The organism is Pseudacidobacterium ailaaui (genome assembly GCF_000688455.1).
GTDB classification, from domain to species: Bacteria; Acidobacteriota; Terriglobia; order Terriglobales; family Acidobacteriaceae; genus Pseudacidobacterium; species Pseudacidobacterium ailaaui.
Map to the genome: position 1 here is coordinate 166327 of NZ_JIAL01000001.1, position 17412 is coordinate 183738.

At 53.7% G+C, this 17412-nt stretch carries 11 protein-coding genes; 4 read left to right on the plus strand and 7 right to left on the minus strand.

What is annotated here, in order from left to right; all coding sequences use genetic code 11:
• Window positions 1–4 precede the first annotated feature (4 nt).
• The 5 genes from N655_RS0100730 to N655_RS0100750 form a co-directional block, all read right to left on the minus strand.
• A complete protein-coding gene (locus tag N655_RS0100730) occupies window positions 5–1855 on the minus strand; it encodes a 2-oxoacid:acceptor oxidoreductase subunit alpha (RefSeq protein WP_026441453.1) in 1851 nt (616 codons plus the stop codon).
• A 150-nt stretch (window positions 1856–2005) separates the two neighbouring features.
• Window positions 2006–4390: a DNA translocase FtsK gene (locus tag N655_RS0100735; RefSeq protein WP_026441454.1), complete on the minus strand. Its 2385-nt coding sequence runs from the start codon at window positions 4388–4390 to the stop codon at window positions 2006–2008.
• 172 nt (window positions 4391–4562) lie between these two features.
• On the minus strand, window positions 4563–5432 hold the full coding sequence (locus tag N655_RS0100740; protein WP_026441455.1) for an undecaprenyl-diphosphate phosphatase: 870 nt from the start codon (window positions 5430–5432) through the stop codon (window positions 4563–4565).
• Window positions 5433–5561: 129 nt separating this feature from the next.
• Entirely contained in the window at window positions 5562–6557 is a 996-nt protein-coding gene (locus N655_RS0100745; protein WP_049961163.1) for a tetratricopeptide repeat protein, read from the minus strand.
• Between the two features lie 72 nt (window positions 6558–6629).
• Window positions 6630–8429 (minus strand): DUF2339 domain-containing protein, encoded by a 1800-nt coding sequence (locus N655_RS0100750; RefSeq protein ID WP_026441457.1) that lies wholly within the window; start codon window positions 8427–8429, stop codon window positions 6630–6632.
• A gap of 139 nt (window positions 8430–8568) precedes the next feature.
• Here N655_RS0100750 and N655_RS0100755 point away from each other — a divergent pair, with 139 nt between their 5' ends.
• Window positions 8569–9126: a hypothetical protein gene (locus N655_RS0100755; RefSeq protein ID WP_026441458.1), complete on the plus strand. Its 558-nt coding sequence runs from the start codon at window positions 8569–8571 to the stop codon at window positions 9124–9126.
• Between the two features lie 33 nt (window positions 9127–9159).
• Here the strand turns inward: N655_RS0100755 and N655_RS16570 are convergent, their stop codons facing one another.
• The gene (locus N655_RS16570) at window positions 9160–9984 is read right to left on the minus strand and encodes a hypothetical protein (protein ID WP_044933746.1); all 825 of its coding nucleotides are present in this window, start codon (window positions 9982–9984) and stop codon (window positions 9160–9162) included.
• 100 nt (window positions 9985–10084) lie between these two features.
• On the opposite strand from N655_RS16570, the gene N655_RS0100765 reads away from it, so the two are divergent.
• A complete protein-coding gene (locus N655_RS0100765; RefSeq protein ID WP_026441459.1) occupies window positions 10085–11122 on the plus strand; it encodes an NAD(P)/FAD-dependent oxidoreductase in 1038 nt (345 codons plus the stop codon).
• A 31-nt stretch (window positions 11123–11153) separates the two neighbouring features.
• On the opposite strand, the gene N655_RS16575 is transcribed toward N655_RS0100765, so the two are convergent.
• Complete coding sequence (locus N655_RS16575) at window positions 11154–12446, minus strand: MFS transporter (protein WP_049961164.1); 1293 nt, start codon at window positions 12444–12446, stop codon at window positions 11154–11156.
• A 219-nt stretch (window positions 12447–12665) separates the two neighbouring features.
• Between N655_RS16575 and N655_RS0100775 the strand changes: the two genes are divergently transcribed.
• Window positions 12666–14810 carry a M28 family metallopeptidase gene (locus tag N655_RS0100775; protein ID WP_026441460.1) on the plus strand — a complete coding sequence of 715 codons (2145 nt, stop codon included), beginning with the start codon at window positions 12666–12668 and terminating at the stop codon, window positions 14808–14810.
• Window positions 14811–15197: 387 nt separating this feature from the next.
• Complete coding sequence (locus N655_RS19580) at window positions 15198–17396, plus strand: phage tail sheath family protein (protein ID WP_049961165.1); 2199 nt, start codon at window positions 15198–15200, stop codon at window positions 17394–17396.
• The last annotated feature ends 16 nt before the right edge of the window (window positions 17397–17412 follow it).

The following is a 17412-nucleotide window of genomic DNA, read 5'->3' on the forward strand; positions in this document are numbered from 1 at the left end:
GGTTTTAGATTCCCTCCTGCAGCACGAATTCATCGGTGATGGAACGCGCATCAATCGGCAGACCATTAAAATGCCGGATTGAACGCAGTTTGACCGCATCTTCCGCAGGCAGATCGAGCTTGAGAAGGCCCAGCATCTGAGCGTCGCGGTTCTGTTCCACGATGTACACACGGTCGTGGGAGGCAACAAACTCGTGGATTTCTCTGGTGAAAGGAAAGGCGCGAATGCGAAGATAATCCGTCTCTACACCATATTCAGTGCGGAGCTGGTCACGGCTTTCCAGAACAGCGAAATCCGAGGTGCCATATGCAATGATGCCAACCTTCGACTTCCCTGTTTGCACAATTACAGGAGGAGGGACGTGGGCCCGTGCTGTCTCAAACTTACGGTTCAGGCGCTCCATCAGGTTCTGATAGTCGTCCGGACGCTCGGTGTAAAGGGCCTTTTCGTTATGTCCGCTGCCGCGAGTAAAGTAAGCGGCTTTGGGATGGTCTGTGCCAGGAAGGGTACGGTATGGAATGCCGTCTCCATCCACGTCCTTATAGCGGGCAAATTCGCCCAGACGCTTCAGGTCCTCCGCTGTGAGCACCTTCCCACGGTTCATGGGCTTTTCCGGATACTCAAACGGATCTGACATCCAGTTGTTCATACCGAGGTCAAGATCACTGACGACGAAGACTGGTGTCTGGAATTGTTCGGCCAGATCGAAGGCGGCAATGGAGAAGTCAAAGCACTCTTTTACGCTGCCGGGAATCAGCATCAAGTGCTTGGTATCCCCATGCGAGAGATAGGCAATCGAAAGGATATCTCCCTGTGCTGTGCGCGTAGGCAACCCCGTCGAAGGCCCGACACGCTGAATGTCAAAGATGACTCCAGGCAGCTCAGCGAAGTAACCGAGCCCGGCAAATTCTGCCATCAAGGAAATGCCAGGGCCGGAAGTCGCCGTCATCGAACGTGCGCCAGCCCATCCCGCGCCCAGTACCATACCAACTGCGGCCAGTTCATCTTCTGCCTGGACAACAGCGAATGAAGCCTTACCATCGGGCTCAACACGATATTTCTTCAGGTAGTCAATTAACTGCTCGACCACAGAAGAAGAAGGTGTAATTGGGTACCAGGTGACAACAGTCACCCCGGCGAACATTGCGCCCAAAGCCGCGGCAGCATTGCCATCAATGATGATCTTACCGTCTGTCTCATGCATGCGCTCGAAAACAAACGGGTCCTGCTTGGTAATGGACTGCGCGGCGTAGTCAAAACCGGCGCGAACAGCCGCCAGGTTCAGATCGGCGGCCTTCTGCTTTTTGGCAAATTGGCGGCGGAGGGCGGTTTCAACCGCTTGCATATCGAGAGAAAGCAATTGCGCCACTACGCCAACATAAATCATGTTCTTGACCAGCTTGCGCAGGCGTGCTTCAGGACATACAGCGGCTGTGAGTTTGTCAAAGGGAACGGGGTAACAGACGACGTCTTCGCGGTATTGTTTGAGGTCCAGCGCCTCTTCGTAAATCGCTACTGCTCCGGCCGGCAAAGAAAGAACATCTTCCTTGGCTGTCTCCGGATTCATCGCAACCAGGATGTCAATTTCTTTTTTGCGGGCGATGTAACCATATCTGCTGGCGCGAATGGTGTACCAGGTAGGCAGTCCGGCAATGTTCGACGGGAAAAGGTTCTTGCCGCTTACAGGAATGCCCATAGCAAAGATGCTTCTGAGCAGAACACTGTTTGCCGACTGCGAACCAGAACCGTTGACCGTTGCTACCTGGATGCTGAAATCATTGACGATACGCTTGGAAGCGTCACGCGTGAGTGCGCTGGCGGCCTGTTGGCCTAGCGCAACATCTCCTGTCGCCATTGGGCGAAGTTCCCTTCAATGTGAAAGTGGAAAGATACAAATCTTTCACATTTCATTATAGACGGCATAAACAGGAATGGATGCTTTCCTGTCTCTCAATGGGAGATTTTGCATTTTAGTGGCAAAAAACAGAGCGTGAACGGAAGATTTTTAGTCGCGCATGGCCTGTTCTACTTCACTTAGCCAATCCGGCGGCTTGAGGATTTCGCGGGGTTTAGACCCCTCTGCCGGACCGACAATTCCGTCCCGCTCCATCATGTCAATCAGGTGCGCTGCCCGGCCGTACCCGATACGAAGGCGACGCTGGAGCAGAGAGGTCGAGGCCTTACCAAACTCCAGTACCAGCCGGACAGCATCCTCGTAAAGCTCGTCATTTGCATCTGTGCCATCGTCCTGCAGGTCAGGATCGCGGCCCTTCTCATCCTTGGGTGATTCCAAAAAGCCCTGCACATACTCAGCTTCGCCCTGCTTCTTCCAGAACTCGGTAACGGCAGAGATCTCCTTTTCCGTGACAAAGGGCGCATGGACCCGCTGTAAACGAGAAGTCCCTGGCGGTAGAAAGAGCATATCTCCCCGTCCCAGCAGGGATTCAGCGCCATTGGAATCCAGAATTGTGCGGGAATCCACCTTGGTCGCCAGACGGAAGGACATGCGTGTGGGGACATTGGCTTTAATGAGACCAGTGATCACGTCAACGGAAGGCCGTTGTGTCGCCAGTACCAGATGGATTCCAACCGCGCGGGCCATCTGGGCCAGACGAGTAATGGATTCTTCTACATTGGCCTTGTCGAGCATCATTAAATCTGCCAGCTCATCAATGATGATGACAATGTAAGGCAGTGGCTTCTCTTCGGTCTCGTTGTCAAAGAGACTCGGGGTCCCATTTTCAAACAGCCTGTTGTACTGGTCAATATTGCGTACGCTGCGTGAAGCGAGCAGCTTGAGCCGCCGTTCCATCTCGCGGACAGCGTTGCGCAGGGCATTGGCCGCAAGTTTGGGCTCAGTAATGATCGGCGTAAAGAGGTGGGGAATCCCCTCATACATCCCGAGCTCTACCCGTTTGGGGTCCACCAGAATCATGCGCACCTGTTCCGGTGTGGCTTTATAAAGCACGGACATAATCATGGCATTGATGGCCACGGATTTGCCGCTTCCAGTGGACCCTGCAATCAGGACATGCGGCATGGTGGCAAGGTCGGCAACAACAATGCGACCGTTGATGTCCTTCCCCATAGCCAGTGTGAGCTTGCTTTTGGAAAGAGCAAAGTTTTCGGCCTCAATGACATCCCGCAGCCAGATGGTTTCCCGCTCGCGGTTCGGCACCTGAATACCTACTGTGCTCTTCCCTGCCATGCGCTCAATCAGAATGCTTTCAGCACGCATGGCAAGACAGAGGTCGTCTGCAAGACCCGTGACTCTGCTGTACTTTACGCCCGCTTCCGGCTTGAACTCAAAAGTAGTCACCACGGGACCGGGGTTGATCTGCGTTATCTGCCCGTGGACCTCGAATTCGGCGCATTTTTCCACCAGCACACGGGCTTCTTCGCGCAGTTCGTCTTCGCGAACAACCTGTGTTTCCTCACTCCGGTGCAGCAATGTACTTGGGGGCAGGCGATATCCATTGTGCGATTTAGGAGTGACTGTTACCTTATGGACATCTGCATCAGCCCGTTCTTTGACGGCAATTTCCGGTTCTGGATTCGCATCGGGCACTGTCGCGCGAGGCATTTGCTCCCAGACGCTTTTTTGCAAAGGTGCAGGTTCGTCGGCCATCTCAGCAAAGCCCGCCGTGCGACGCTCGGGGCCTGTTTCTTCGACGGAGACAGCGGGCCTATCCTTCTGGATAGCTTTCATGCCTTTCGCAGCCTCTTTCTCCCGACGTCTGGATTCCTCTGTGGCCTTTCTTTGCTGGCGGAGCCGGAGGCGCGCTTGCCGCCAGTTCGCAACGCGGTCACGCCATGCCATGAAAAATGCGAGCCGTACGGAAACCCATTCGCGCGCGGAGCTAAGGCTGAAGGCCGTGGACAGGTAAATCGCCATGGCCACCATGGCGATGGTGAAGATGCACGCCCCGGGGTAATTCAGATAATGAACCAACGTATCGGCAACCAGAAGCCCAGTCAGGCCCTCCAAAGGCAGCCCATGCAAAAACCTGGGATGGCCTGGCACCAGTCCAAAAAGCGCGGGAAGAAACAGCAAAATGAGGACTGCACCCACAAACTTGACCCACCAAGGACCAAGGGGCAGAGAGCGTATCCAGGTCCAGCCGATGGCTACCATCAGCAAAGGCACACAGAAGGCGGCAGCGCCTTCCATTTGCAGCAAAAGATCACTGATGTAAGAGCCCACCAGACCCGTCCAGTTTTGCGGACGGGCGGCAGGACTGCCAACCATCGTGTTCCAGGAAGGGTCCGTCGGATGGTAGGAAATGAGTGCCAGAAGAAGGAGGCCCGAGGCCACAAGCACCATCAACCCGATCATTTCGTTCAGGCGGCGGTTGCGCGTCGGTGTCAAAACGAGTTTCAGGGGCTTCATTGGAGACACTGGTATCTGTCGGTTCTAACCCCAGAGCAGTTACATTATCCCAGACAGAGAAGCCTGCTTGCTGTGAAAAGTTGAAGGGGGAACCCAGTTGAGCAGGATGCCCCCGTTTGCCATGCAAGAAAGCGCCCCGTTTCGGAACCAGCCCGGGATCCTTGCTTCCAGTTCAGGCCAACCTGGCCCCAAAGAAAAGCAGCAGAATGCCCAGGAGAATCCGGTAGATAGCAAAAGGCACAAACCCATGCTTGCGTACCCACTGCAAGAACCACTCCACCACGCCGAGCGCAACAAAAAAGGAAACAACGAACCCAATACCAAGCACGATCCAGCCATGCCCAGTCATGACCAACGGAGCTATCGCATCCGCACCCTCAGCATGCTTAGGATGAAGTGTTTTCAGCAGGTCATAGCCTGTCGCCGCAATCATCGTAGGGATCGAAACCAGAAAACTAAATTCGAGTGCCGATGGTCGATCCATGCGAACAATCTGTCCGGCGGCAATGGTGGACATCGAGCGAGATGTTCCGGGAAAGACCGCCGAAAGCACCTGGCAAAGCCCAATCCAGATGGCCTGAAGCAGCGACATCTGCTCAACATGCCGGGTCACCGGCTCGCTTCGGGTACTCCATTCGTCAACCGCCCACATCACAACCCCGCCAACCAGCAGTGACCAGGCCATGACCTTGAGGCTTTCCAGATGTTTGCCGATGACTTTGGTAAGAAGAAATGCCGGAATGGCTGTGCAAACAAATGCAACCAAGGTCAGCGTCAGCGGATGGTTCCACGCAGTGCGGTCCCTTTCTTCGCCTTCCGGAAATGTACGTAAAAACTCAATAATGCGTCCTGCAAAAACCAGCAGCAATGCCAGGATCGCTCCGAGCTGGATCACGATGGTGTACATCTTCCAGTAAGGATCGCCCAGACTTATATGTAAGAGTGCTTCTGTGATGCGCAAGTGCGCAGTTGAGCTGACAGGAAGGAACTCCGTCAAACCTTCCACGATGCCGAGCAGAACTGATACCAGATAATCGTTCAAACATCCTCCAGAACTCGAAACATACAAGCCCATATTGCAGCGGGCAATGCGGTATGCGCCTCTGCGGCCACCCGAATCTTCCCTCTGTTTTACTTAATTCAACATGAATCAGCTGCAGAAAACAGCAGTTTATTGTTCCTGGGACCCGTAGATGGGGATCTTTTGTTCCATCATAAATACCAGGCCAGCGGCGCGTGCCGCGTAATCGCTCTGCGCGTATTTACTTTGCAACCGGGCAGAAAGATCTCTGGCTTTTGCTCTTGCCTCTTCAGCTTTTTTGTCGTCCTGATCAGCCTGATACATGTCTCCTGCCGAAGCCTCTCGCCATGCTGCCTGATACAAAGCCTGAGCGGCGCGGGGCGAATCAGGATATTCGTCGGCGTATTTGACAAACAATTCTGCCTCCTTTTCGGGGCATTTTGCGGATCCCTGCCAGTCTCCGCAGATCTTGTTGTCAATCATGTCATAGGCTGCCAGAGCGGCCCAGCGCGAGCGCGGATAAAGTTTGATGATCTTTTTCATCTCGCTTTCATCAATCTGCTCGCGAAGATATGCCTCCTTTTCATGTGCTGATGGCAAAGAAAAGGCATCCGCTTTCTGCAATTGCCAACGGATGTCCGCAGCCCTCCACATTGCCTCAGGGGTACGCGGGGACTGGGGAAACAGCTCTGCCACCATGCGGTAAAGTCCTCGTGCACTTAAGGCTGCTCCCGGCGGGGGATGGGGCTCACTGGCCTGCAATTCCATCGTTGCGGCGGCGCCAAAAAGTATTTCGTCCCCGTGAGGAGTCTGGGCCGTCACAATACCCTTGTCAATCAGCCAGCCGGAAACAGGTGGTGTATTGCCCTCGTTCCCGAACACCGGCACGTCCTGCTCATGAACGATGGAAACATCCGTATTGGCAAAAACGCGAAGCCATTTTCCGCTGCGTTCGGCAACGACCATCTCGCGCCCAGGCTGTATGGTAGCAACACGAGCAGCAGACTCATCAGCCTCTACATAAAGCTTTGCAGGATAAACACAGGTCGCTTTGGCCGCGTCAGGAGGAGGTGTATTCTTCTGGCTGAAAGCCGCTACTGTAGTAAACAGCAGGAAAAAAGCACATAGCTGTATTTTGTTTCCCATGATGCTTATTGGACGGCACCGTCCCGCTTCCAGTTTAGGGCAGAGACCAAGACAGCACCACTCCAGACCACATCACTTCCCTGTCGGGCCCTGTCGACGCAGATTCAGCCAGTTGCGCTGATAAACAAAGCTGACGGCAAGCAGGAATGCTCCCAGTCCCAGAAAACTGAGGACACGATATCCCTGGCTTAGTTGGCTTGTGTCCACAAGAAAGACTTTGCCAATACTTCCCGCGATAAAGACCAGGGCCTGCCAGCGCAGAAGCGCGGATTGTCTCCAAAACCCAAGAGCGAGCAGGACAGCTCCAAAAAACATGGTCCAGGCCGAATAGGTGAACTGGGCATACATTCTGTGCAGGCCAAAGCTGTCCCATGCATCCTGGCCCCGCCCCTGCCAGTAAAAGTGGATTTGCAGGCAGACAGCAATCATGACAAGCATATTGACAGCGATAATTGAGCCTGCCGCAATTTTGGCCCAGGATTTGTCTTGTCCTCGCTTCGTCTCGACCGTTGCAATTCTCGCAACCATGCCAAAAGCGGCAATTCCGGCAAGATAAGTGGCAAATTGCGCATTCAGAATCAAGGTGGACCCGGTCGACGGGTTCAGCAGAACCAAAGCGAAGAGACCTATTGTGAGTATCCCTACTGAAAGATAGCGAAGCAGCAAGATTGCTTGGCGATGTGCCACCCATAGAAGTGCTGCACCCTCCGCCAGCCATCCAAGCGGAATCCAGCGTCCGCACGCTTTCAGCGGAATCGCGATCGTGAGGAAGACAACAGCGATCGCCTGATGGACGGAATCCAGAAGGACTGAACCTTGTTCTATCTTCTGCCTTATCGGGACCTTCGCCAAGACAAAGTAGAAGAGCGCCAGAAAGACTGCTGCCCATGGCCGAACCCAATTTCGGCCGGAATGATCGAGCAGCACGTAGAACTCGAAGGAGCCCAGTGCTGCATTGACCAGCGGAAGTAGTAGCAGAAGAAATTGGCCTTGAAAGAGCCGGGAATTTATACCTGCTGCTCCCTCTTTGGACATCAGAGCGGGGGCCACCGCGAATAAAACAAAAAAGACCGCCGAAAATAAGACCGTAATTCCAAACTTCGGGTCTTCATAAAATCGGAGATACCAGACAATTCCGTAAAAACCAGTGCCAGCAAACGCCAACAATATAAGCCGCGTCCAGGGGCGCACGAAAATCAGCCCCAGCGCAGTAAGGTCCAGAAGCAAAAGATATCCGAATAACACCAGCTCGTGGTCTTCGTTGTTTGCAAGCAGCAGCGGTGTGGCCAGTCCGCCCACCATAGCATAGAGAGCCAGCAATTCCGCGTTCTGGAACCAGGACATGAATCCATTACAAACAGTCACCAGCAACATTCCTGTGAAGGCGACTTCCACAGGAAGAAGCTGATAAATCGTACATGCCGCCCATAAGGCCAGGTAGAGGATTCCGCTGCCGATGGCCTTAAGTGAGTATGCAAATGCTGAATAGCCTTTGCGGCGAAAACGTTCTGACCAGAGAATGATTCCGGTCCCGGCCATCAGACCAATGACAATGCGGATTCCGGGTCTAATCCAGTGATTGTCCATCGCAAACTTAAGAAACCACGCCATGCCTATCAGCACCGCGAAGATTCCGATGCGATTAAAAACCTGCGCGCCAATCCGGCTTTCAAGGGATGCGCCTGCGCTGGAGGTGCGTTTTTTTGCTTCTACTGCGGCATCCCCAGACGTGGCCATGCGCGCCTTTGGTTCGAAGATATCGGATGGCGCTCCAGGGTCTGTGGCAGCAGATTTTTGCAACTCCTCCAGCCGCGAAACGCGGGCCGTGAGTTCCTGGATCTGCTTTCTTAATGCGTCGAATTCCTGGTCCATCCGTTTTGAATCTACCTCAGAAAGAAGTCCTGATGCGCATGCAGACTGTTTTGCTCGTCTGGGCCACTCAAAAATGCTTGGGCAAAACGAATGTATGATTCGTGCTCGCTGCGATAGAATGCGACACACGGGCTAAAAAATGGATGCAACCAAGCGTGCTCTGCTTATTGTTCTGGCCGCGGCCATCATCGTAATGGCGATCATCGCCGGCTATGTTTTTATTGGCGAAAAACCTCCCGCCGCTGCCGGAGAAATCGTGAAACTGGACGTCGTCCCGATTCACAGTCAACTGCGCATCGGAGAGGGCGCGCAGGGGCTTCAGGGGGGCATGGATACCTACGATCAGCTTCTGGTGCTTGCGCAAATCAGGATACAAAACCAAGCAAAGCTTCCTCTTTTTGTCAGAGAAATCTCGGCCAGCCTTGAGCTCGGCAACGGGGACCTGCTGCAGAGCACAGCCGCAAGCAAAACCGACTTCCAGAGTGCCTTCGTGGCTTATTCGCAACTCACGCCTTTCCGGGGGGAACCATTGCCTTCAGACCTCACGCTTCAGCCTGGTCAGGCCTGCGAAGGACTGGTGATTTTCCACTACCCGGTGACCAAAGAGCAGTGGGACGACCGCCACAGCTTCCATGCCGTGGTTTCTTTTCAATACCAGAAAGACCTTTTGCTTCCCTGGCCTCCCGGAAAAAGATAGCTAACCCCATGTCTTCCAATTGCCAGTAAATTTTCAATGTCCCGGATTCACCGGCACTGGAGCGCTCTTCGGGGTAGAGATATACCCCTGCACCTCATTCTTACTGATATTGTTCACCACCAACTCGTACAGATAATTGTCCTTGCCAGTGTAAAACTGTACTGGTTCGTTCAGGCCGCGGTCCTTTTTCTCGATCTTCTTGTCATCTGCATAAACATTTAACGTGTAGCGGCTGTGCTTAGGATCGGCCTTTCGCAACTCAAGTGCAACAGTAGAGACAGCCTGGCGCTGGCCTTTATGCAGAGTGAATTCATAGTAGTTGCGATCACCTTTATGCTTCAGAATCTCCAGCTCATCATGGTTTTTTGCAATCAGTCCGCTTTGGATTCCGAGGTCTCCCTTCATGCTCTGCAACTGGGCCTCAGTATTCTGTAACTCGGTCTTGGTTTGCGCAACGTCAGTTTTTACGCTGCCCACATCAGTCTTCACATGAGACACGTCGCTCGATACGGCCCCAATCTGCTGTTTCGTAGCAGCCTGCTCACTTTCCAGCCGCTTGGCATCCTGGTCTTGACGCCGCATCAATTCCTGGGCCCGGGCTTCGAGTTGCCGCTGCGTCAGCCCTACGGAATCTGAGGTAATCTTCAGCTTCGCATTGGTCTCCCGCAATTCTGAAGCCAACTGATTTCTTTCCTGCTGCGCCTGGAGAAGCTCCGTCTCTGCCCGGGCCAGCCGGTTGTTCAACGAGTAGCTCCAGATGAGCCCTCCTGCAGCGGCCAATCCTGCCAATACCAGCAATCCGAAAAAAATACCGGAGAAGCTGCGCTGCTCTCCATGAACTTCAGAACCTTCATCCATCGTTCTTTCCTTTCCAAAGGGGGCCTGTATGCAGAGACTACGCGACTCTATAGACGGGAGTAAACAGTTTTTGGCCTCAGTCTGGTCATAAAATAGTGGTATGGACGGAGTGGATGTCATCATTGCAGGGGCAGGAATTATTGGCCTTTCCACTGCGCTGGAGTTGGCTACACGCGGCGCCAAAGTTACCGTACTGGAGCGGAAGGCTGCCATGCAGGAAGCATCCTGGGCCGCTGCCGGCATGCTGGCAGCTCACGACCCGGAAAATCCGCCCCAATTGAGACCTCTTTCCGAACTAAGTATTCGGCTTTATCCGCGCTTTCTGGCCCGGATCGAACAGCTTTCCGGGAAAACGGTCCCGTTACGGACCAGTGCTACCCTCCAGCAAAGCCATACAGGTGGTATTCCTCCTGAGGAAATCGCCAGAGTTGTTCCCGATTTGAACGATGTCGGAAGGCAGTTCTGCTGGCTTGAAGAATCCAGCCTGGATCCGCGCGATCTATGCGCGGCTTTACCCCTGGCGGCCCTCGCGGCGGGAGTAAAACTGATAGAAAGTACGCCGGTTAGTGGTGTACAAGCTTCTTCCCACGGCATCGAGGTGGCGACACCAGACAACCGCTATTTCTGCCATGCTTTCCTGAACTGCTGCGGCGCCTGGGCCGGAGCCATAGCAGGTTACTCGGTCATTGCGCCGCGCAAAGGGCAGATGGTTGTTGTTCAATTGCCCCCTGATCTGCATCTGGATTTTGTCATCCGCACAGCAGAACTCTATCTTGTGCCTCGCGGAGACGGTCGGGTCGTCATTGGCGCAAGTGTAGAAAGTGTGGGCTACGACAAAACCATACACCAAGACACGATTCAGGCGCTTTTACAAAAAGCTGCTCATTTGTGGCCTCCAGTCCGCAACGCCCGGATTGTCGAGACATGGGCCGGGCTTCGGCCAGGTTCTCCGGACGGACTCCCGGTATTGGATACCTGGGGCGGTAAAAATTGCTGGATTGCCAGCGGCCACTTTCGCAATGGAATCCTGCTGGCACCGGCAACGGCTCAGCTGATGTGCGAACTTGTCCTGGGAGAGAAGCCAAGCCTGGATCTCTCGCCTTTTCATAGCGACCGGTTTACTGAGGTTTGTGCCTGAATTCCCTTCCGCTCGATGCAGCCGTCTAGCCCTAATCGAGGTCCCTGAGTGCTTTGGAGCCTAGATAAAAGCCGGTGTAAGAGACCATCCCCAGAAGGGTCATCAGCGCAATGGCCCGCTCTGTCAACATGTGGCGAGACATCACCCCGACGAGAAAACAGCCTATGGGAGGAAGTCCGAGAAAGCTGGTTGCATAGATGCTCATTACACGTCCGCGCATGGCATCGGTGGAAAGCTGCTGCATGGTGACGTTGACAGTGGAAAGGCTAATGATCATGCCCAGTCCCTCACAAAAACACATGGCGGCGGAGAGTGCAAACGTCTTTGAGCAACACAGAACCAAAACCGCGGCCATGACAAACAGTCCGGCAAAAACAATGATCTTGCCCCGCCAACGAATACACCCAAAGTAAGCGATGATGCCTGCTCCGGTCAGGGCCCCGACCCCAGAACAGGCCATCAGAAGGCCCAAACCACGTTCTCCAGCATGCAGAACATCTCTGGCAAAATATGGAATAAAAGTAATGAAAGGCAGTAACAAAAGACTTGCGCTCATAATCAGCAGTACGACTGCTGTCATTTCCGGAAAATTTCTAACATAGGCAATGCCATCACGCAGGCTTCTGAAGACGCCCTCATGCCGCTGCCCTTTCTCTTCCGGATAACTCATCTTATGCAACGGCCACAGCACGGCAAGAAAGCTGATTGCATTCAGGAAAAAATTTCCCGCCATACCAATCCAGGCCATGGCATAGCCACCCAGTGTAGGTCCCAGAATCCGCGACAGATTGAACTGCGCCGAATTTAAGGCAATCGCGTTGGACAGGTCTTCTGGTGGCACCAGGCGCGGCACCAGCGCCTGATAAGTAGGGGCATTAAGTGCATTTGCGATTCCATTACAGAACGCAATGATCACAAGCTGGCGAATGGTAATGATCTTCAAGTACGTCAGCAAAGCCAGCACAAAGGCAAAGAACATCTGCGCCGCCTGCGTCCCCATCAGCAGCTTCCGTTTGCTGACCCGGTCTGCTATGACCCCGCCAAAAAGTGTAAATAGCAAAAAGGGAAACGATGCAGCGAAGCCCACCATTCCTAGCCAGAATGAAGAATTGGAAAGCTCCAGCACCAGCCAGCCCTGGGCCACATTCTGCATCCAGGTACCGACGTTGGACAGCAGGCAGCCGCTCCAGAAGAGGCGATAGTCATCATTGCGAAGGGCGCGCAAAATGGCAGGCCACTGCCGGCCCGCGACCGGCAAATCCATGACCAGGTCAGCTTTAAGCTCTGGGTCCAGCGTTATTGGAGCGCCTTGTTTGGAGGACAAAAGCCGCTCCTTTCTTTCCCTTTATTCTGGTGAGAAGTCATGCTGCTGTTGTTGCCGGCTCCGAAACGCTGCCCTGTGTTTCATAGAAACCGGGGCACGTAGAAACAGCTTTGATGTGCCGGATTACACAAGCCATTTCTTGCATCCCATCGGGTCTTTGAATAGTGTAAGCTGTCACTTTCACCGTCATTTCAAAACTGGCTGTTAAGGAGCAGAAATTTGAACTTACGCGCCTTTGCTGTCTGCTTTCCAGTGTCCCTGTTTATGGCCTCTGCCTTCGCCCAGTCCATAGCTCCCCCATCTTCGCTTTTTGGTTATCGGGATTTCTCGGCCCAGGCCAGAATTGATGAAGAATTTCTGGCGGTGCCCAGTGCCAAGCTGGCGGGAGAAGAGTTGAAAGTACTGACTGCTGCACCCCACATTGCCGCATCCAAAGAGGACCATGATACTGCCCTCTACGTCGCCAGCAAATTCAAGGCCGCTGGTCTGCAAACCGAAATCATTCCATATAAGGTTTGGCTGAATCTGCCAAAACAAATCAGTGTTACCGCCACGGATGCCAACGGTAAGACTCTGATGTCTGGTCCTACACGGGAACATGTAGATGGAGACCCCTACCAGGACGACCCTCGGGTTGTGACTGCATTTAACGGCTCCTCTCCTTCAGGAGACATCACGGCTGAGGTCGTCTATGCAAATTACGGACGGCCCGAAGACTTTAAAAAGCTGGACGATCTGGGCATCAGCGTAAAAGGAAAGATTGTCCTCGTCCGGTACGGACAAAACTTCCGCGGGGTGAAGGTCTATATTGCGCAGCAGCGCGGAGCAGCCGGAGTCATCATTTACTCAGATCCAGCTGACGACGGATATTACCGCGGCGACACGTACCCGAACGGCCCCTGGCGCCCTGAAACCGGCATTCAGCGCGGCGCGGTACAGTACTTATTCAAATACTCCGGGGACGCCAGCACTCCTGGCATCGCCGCAAAGCCTGATCTTCCGGAATCCCAGCGCATAAACCCTGTGACAGCGCCAAACATGCCGCAGATCCCCGCCACCCCTCTCTCGTATCATGATGCAGCGCCTATTCTCAAAGCACTTTCCGGACCAGCAGTGCCTCAGGGTTGGCAAGGGGCGCTTCCTTTCACCTATCACATCGGTCCAGGCGGCGTGAAGGTCCACATGGTGCTTAAGCAAGACTTTGCATATCGCACCATCTGGGACGTCATTGGAAAGATCAAGGGGACAGAGTGGCCGGAGGAATGGGTGATCGCCGGCAATCATCGCGACGCCTGGGTCTATGGCGCAGTGGACCCAAACAGCGGTACGGCTGCCATGCTGGAGGCCGTACACGGTATCGGCCAGCTATTGAAGTCGGGCTGGAAACCAAAACGCACCCTGATCTTCGCCAGTTGGGATGCTGAAGAAGAAGGTTTGATTGGTTCAACGGAATGGGCAGAAGAAAATGCCGCCGCTCTCCAGCACGCTGTCGCTTATTTCAATACGGATGTAGGTGTTTCTGGCCCCAACTTTGATGCCGCAGCAGTGCCGTCCCTCAAGCAGTTTATCCGTGAAATTGCCAAAGAAGTGCCCAGCCCTCACGGTGGTACTGTTTATGACCAATGGAGGAAGAGTGAAGCTGAAGAAGCGTCCCGTCGACGCTTGATGAATGAAAACCCAATCCATCCGGCAGCACGGGAAACAGAGGTGCGGGTAGGAGATCTTGGCAGCGGATCAGACTATACACCTTTTATTCAGCATCTTGGTGTGCCTTCCACGGATATCGGCTCTCAAGGGCCCTATGGGGTCTATCATTCTGTTTTTGATAACTACAACTGGTTTGTCAAAAATGCAGACCCTGATTTTGCCTTTGAACAGCAGCAGGCACGCATTTTCGGACTTGAGGCCCTTCACATGGCTGATGCTGATGTTCTTCCCTACGACTACATAACGTATGGAAAAGAACTTACAGAATATCTAAGCGCAGCCAGGAAAAAAGCGGAAGATGAAAAAGTCTCCGGACTTGATTTTTCTCCGGCACTCGCCGCAGCACAAAAATTCATCTCGGCCGCTGAGGCCGTCTACCAGAAGCAAAGAAGCATTCCTTCTGACCCGCAACCATTGAATGCGCAACTTCGGCAGGTGGAAAGTGACTTGCTCTCGCCAGCAGGACTTCCCAATCGCCCTTGGTTCAAACACACCATTTACGCACCTGGCGAGTACACCGGATATGCCGCTGTTGTCATTCCTGGTGTGAATGAGGCCATTGACGCAAAAGACAGCGCACGGGCCTCTGCCCAGCTCACCATCCTCACGGAAGCCATCAACCGTGCTGCCAATACACTGGAAGCAGCCGCGCGTTAAGCTTGTGATACTGCACCATACAACGGTGGTGCAGTATCACAGATCTTTTATTTCCCTTTCTAGAAGCCCCAAGGTCAATTGCATCTGAGTAAACCTGCCCTCCTTTGCAAATCTCCGCATAATTTTTGTAACGATCCGTCCTGACTCCCACTATTCAGACAACAAGAGCCGACGTCCCTCACCACATATGCCGCGTCAAAACCCAACTTCGAATGCATTGCAATTCGTCCTTTCACGAAATTCGCAAATTTTTATCTTGACTCGAACAAGTGAGAGGACTATAAGTCAGGCGCGGTGCCAAAGGCTCAGTTCTCTGTTGCTTCTACTCCCTCCTCACCCTGCGGCAAAACGGTCAAAACCGAACAACTGTGAGAAAGGCCGGTGCTTATGTCCACGACATATACCTACCCCGGTGTCTACATACAGGAGCTGCCAAGTCCTGTTCATACGATCAGTGCAGTAGCCACATCTATCACGGCGTTTGTGGGCTACACAGCGCGCGGTATGGATAACCGCGCAGAGCAAATTTTCAGCTTCTCTGATTTTGAAAGACTCTTCGGCGGGCTTGCTTCCGACAGCGAATTAAGCTATGCCGTGCAGCAGTTCTTCCAGAATGGAGGCGCGGAAGCCTGGGTTGTCCGCGTGCCCAAGCATGGGGCCACCGGAGCAAATGTGGCCTTTGGCGGTATGACATTTACTGCTCTCAGCAGCGGCATATGGGCCAATGGCGAAGTGCTGCTTGATGTGGATTACCAGGGGGTAGACCAAACGTCAGACACCACGGCCTTCAACTTGACCATCACTGACCTGACCACCGACACGGTAGAGTATTTTCCAAACCTTTCGCTTAATCCGGCCAAAAGCAACTTTGTCACGGCAATCATCAATGATCCCGACAATGGCTCACAAATTGTAAATGTCTCCGTGGTCAATCCGGCACCGACTACCCCGCCTGCTGTGACTGGGATCGTCGGCGGGGCGCTCTCCATTCCCTCAGTACTAGTCACATCCAGTCAGCAGGTCCCTTTGCCGGGAACGGTAGGTGTGAAACAGAACCAGACGCTGGCGACTGCTTCTGCCCCTGCCAACCTTCAGTCCTTGCGCGTAGGACAATATGTGCTCTTCAGCGGTGATCCTGGAACTCCTTACCAGGTGACTGGCATTTCAGCATCAGCAGGCACTTTCACTCTGGGCGCTCCATATGGCAAAGCCGATGATCCAGCAGCGACAGTGAAGGTGATCAACGGTACGGCGAATACCGATTACGCTCTGGTACTGACTACAACCAAACCTGCTCCGGCTGCTCCTTTACCGCTGACCATCACGGTCATCCCAAACAACAGCACGATTCCACAGACCATTACCGGGCTGGCCACGCTCATTCAACAAAAACTGAATGCAGCGCTTGCTCTTCAGATGCCTGGCGCTTCAGCAACATGCAGCGTGGTCAGGAGCGGCACTACAGGGCAGGCCCTTCGTCTAAATGTGTTGCTGCCTGAAAATCCAGATGCTGTTGTCAGCATCTCTGGAGGCTCCGCTGCCGGTCTGCTGGGCTTTCCAGGAACAGCCAATGCAGCACATTATGCACTCGGCACGGGCAATTCCGGATTCGGATCTGAGACCAGCTCGACAGCCGGAAGCGATGGCTCAGACCTTCCTCATACCGGGGACATTATCGGAGACGAACTCAGCTTCACGGGCCTTTACGCATTGAACCGTGTGGACCTTTTCAACCTGCTGAGCATTCCCGATGCTACACGGGCTGCAAGCGGCGACCCTTCCTCGCTCGACCCTAATATTGATTCCAATGCCATCTATTCTGCTGCCATCGCGCTATGCGATCAGCGCCGGGCTTTTTTGTTGATTGATGCACCACCGAACGTCAATACAGTTCAGTCAGCGGTAGACTGGAAAACGACCCACCTGGCTGTAACCGATGCTAACGGTGCAGCCTTTTTTCCCCGCTTGCGTTTGCCTGATCCACTCAACAATTACCAATTGCGGACATTTGCTCCCTCCGGAGTTGCGGCAGGTGTCTACGCCAGAATTGACAGCGCACGAGGCGTGTGGAAGGCCCCCGCCGGGACCGAGGCCACACTCAGCGGCGTACAAAGCATGGTTTATAAACTTACCGATCCGGAAAACGGCGTGTTGAACCCTCTGGGTCTGAACTGCTTTCGCACCTTTCCCATCTATGGATCTGTCTTGTGGGGCGCGCGCACTCTTGTAGGTGCGGACGCTCTTACCAGCCAGTGGAAATATGTTCCCGTGCGACGCATGGCCCTCTTCCTGGAAGAAAGCCTCTATCGCGGCACAAAGTGGGTGGTCTTTGAACCGAATGATGAACCGCTATGGGCGGCGATCCGTCTGAACGTTGGCACATTTATGCACGACTATTTCCGCAAGGGAGCCTTTCAAGGACAAACCCCTGACCAGGCCTACTTTGTAAAGTGCGACAGTGAAACCACCACGCAGTCCGACATTGACAATGGAATCGTAAATATCCTTGTAGGATTTGCACCTCTGAAACCGGCAGAGTTTGTAGTGATCCAGATTGAGCAGCTTGCTGGACAACTCCAATCGTAAGACCAGCGCAGCTTTT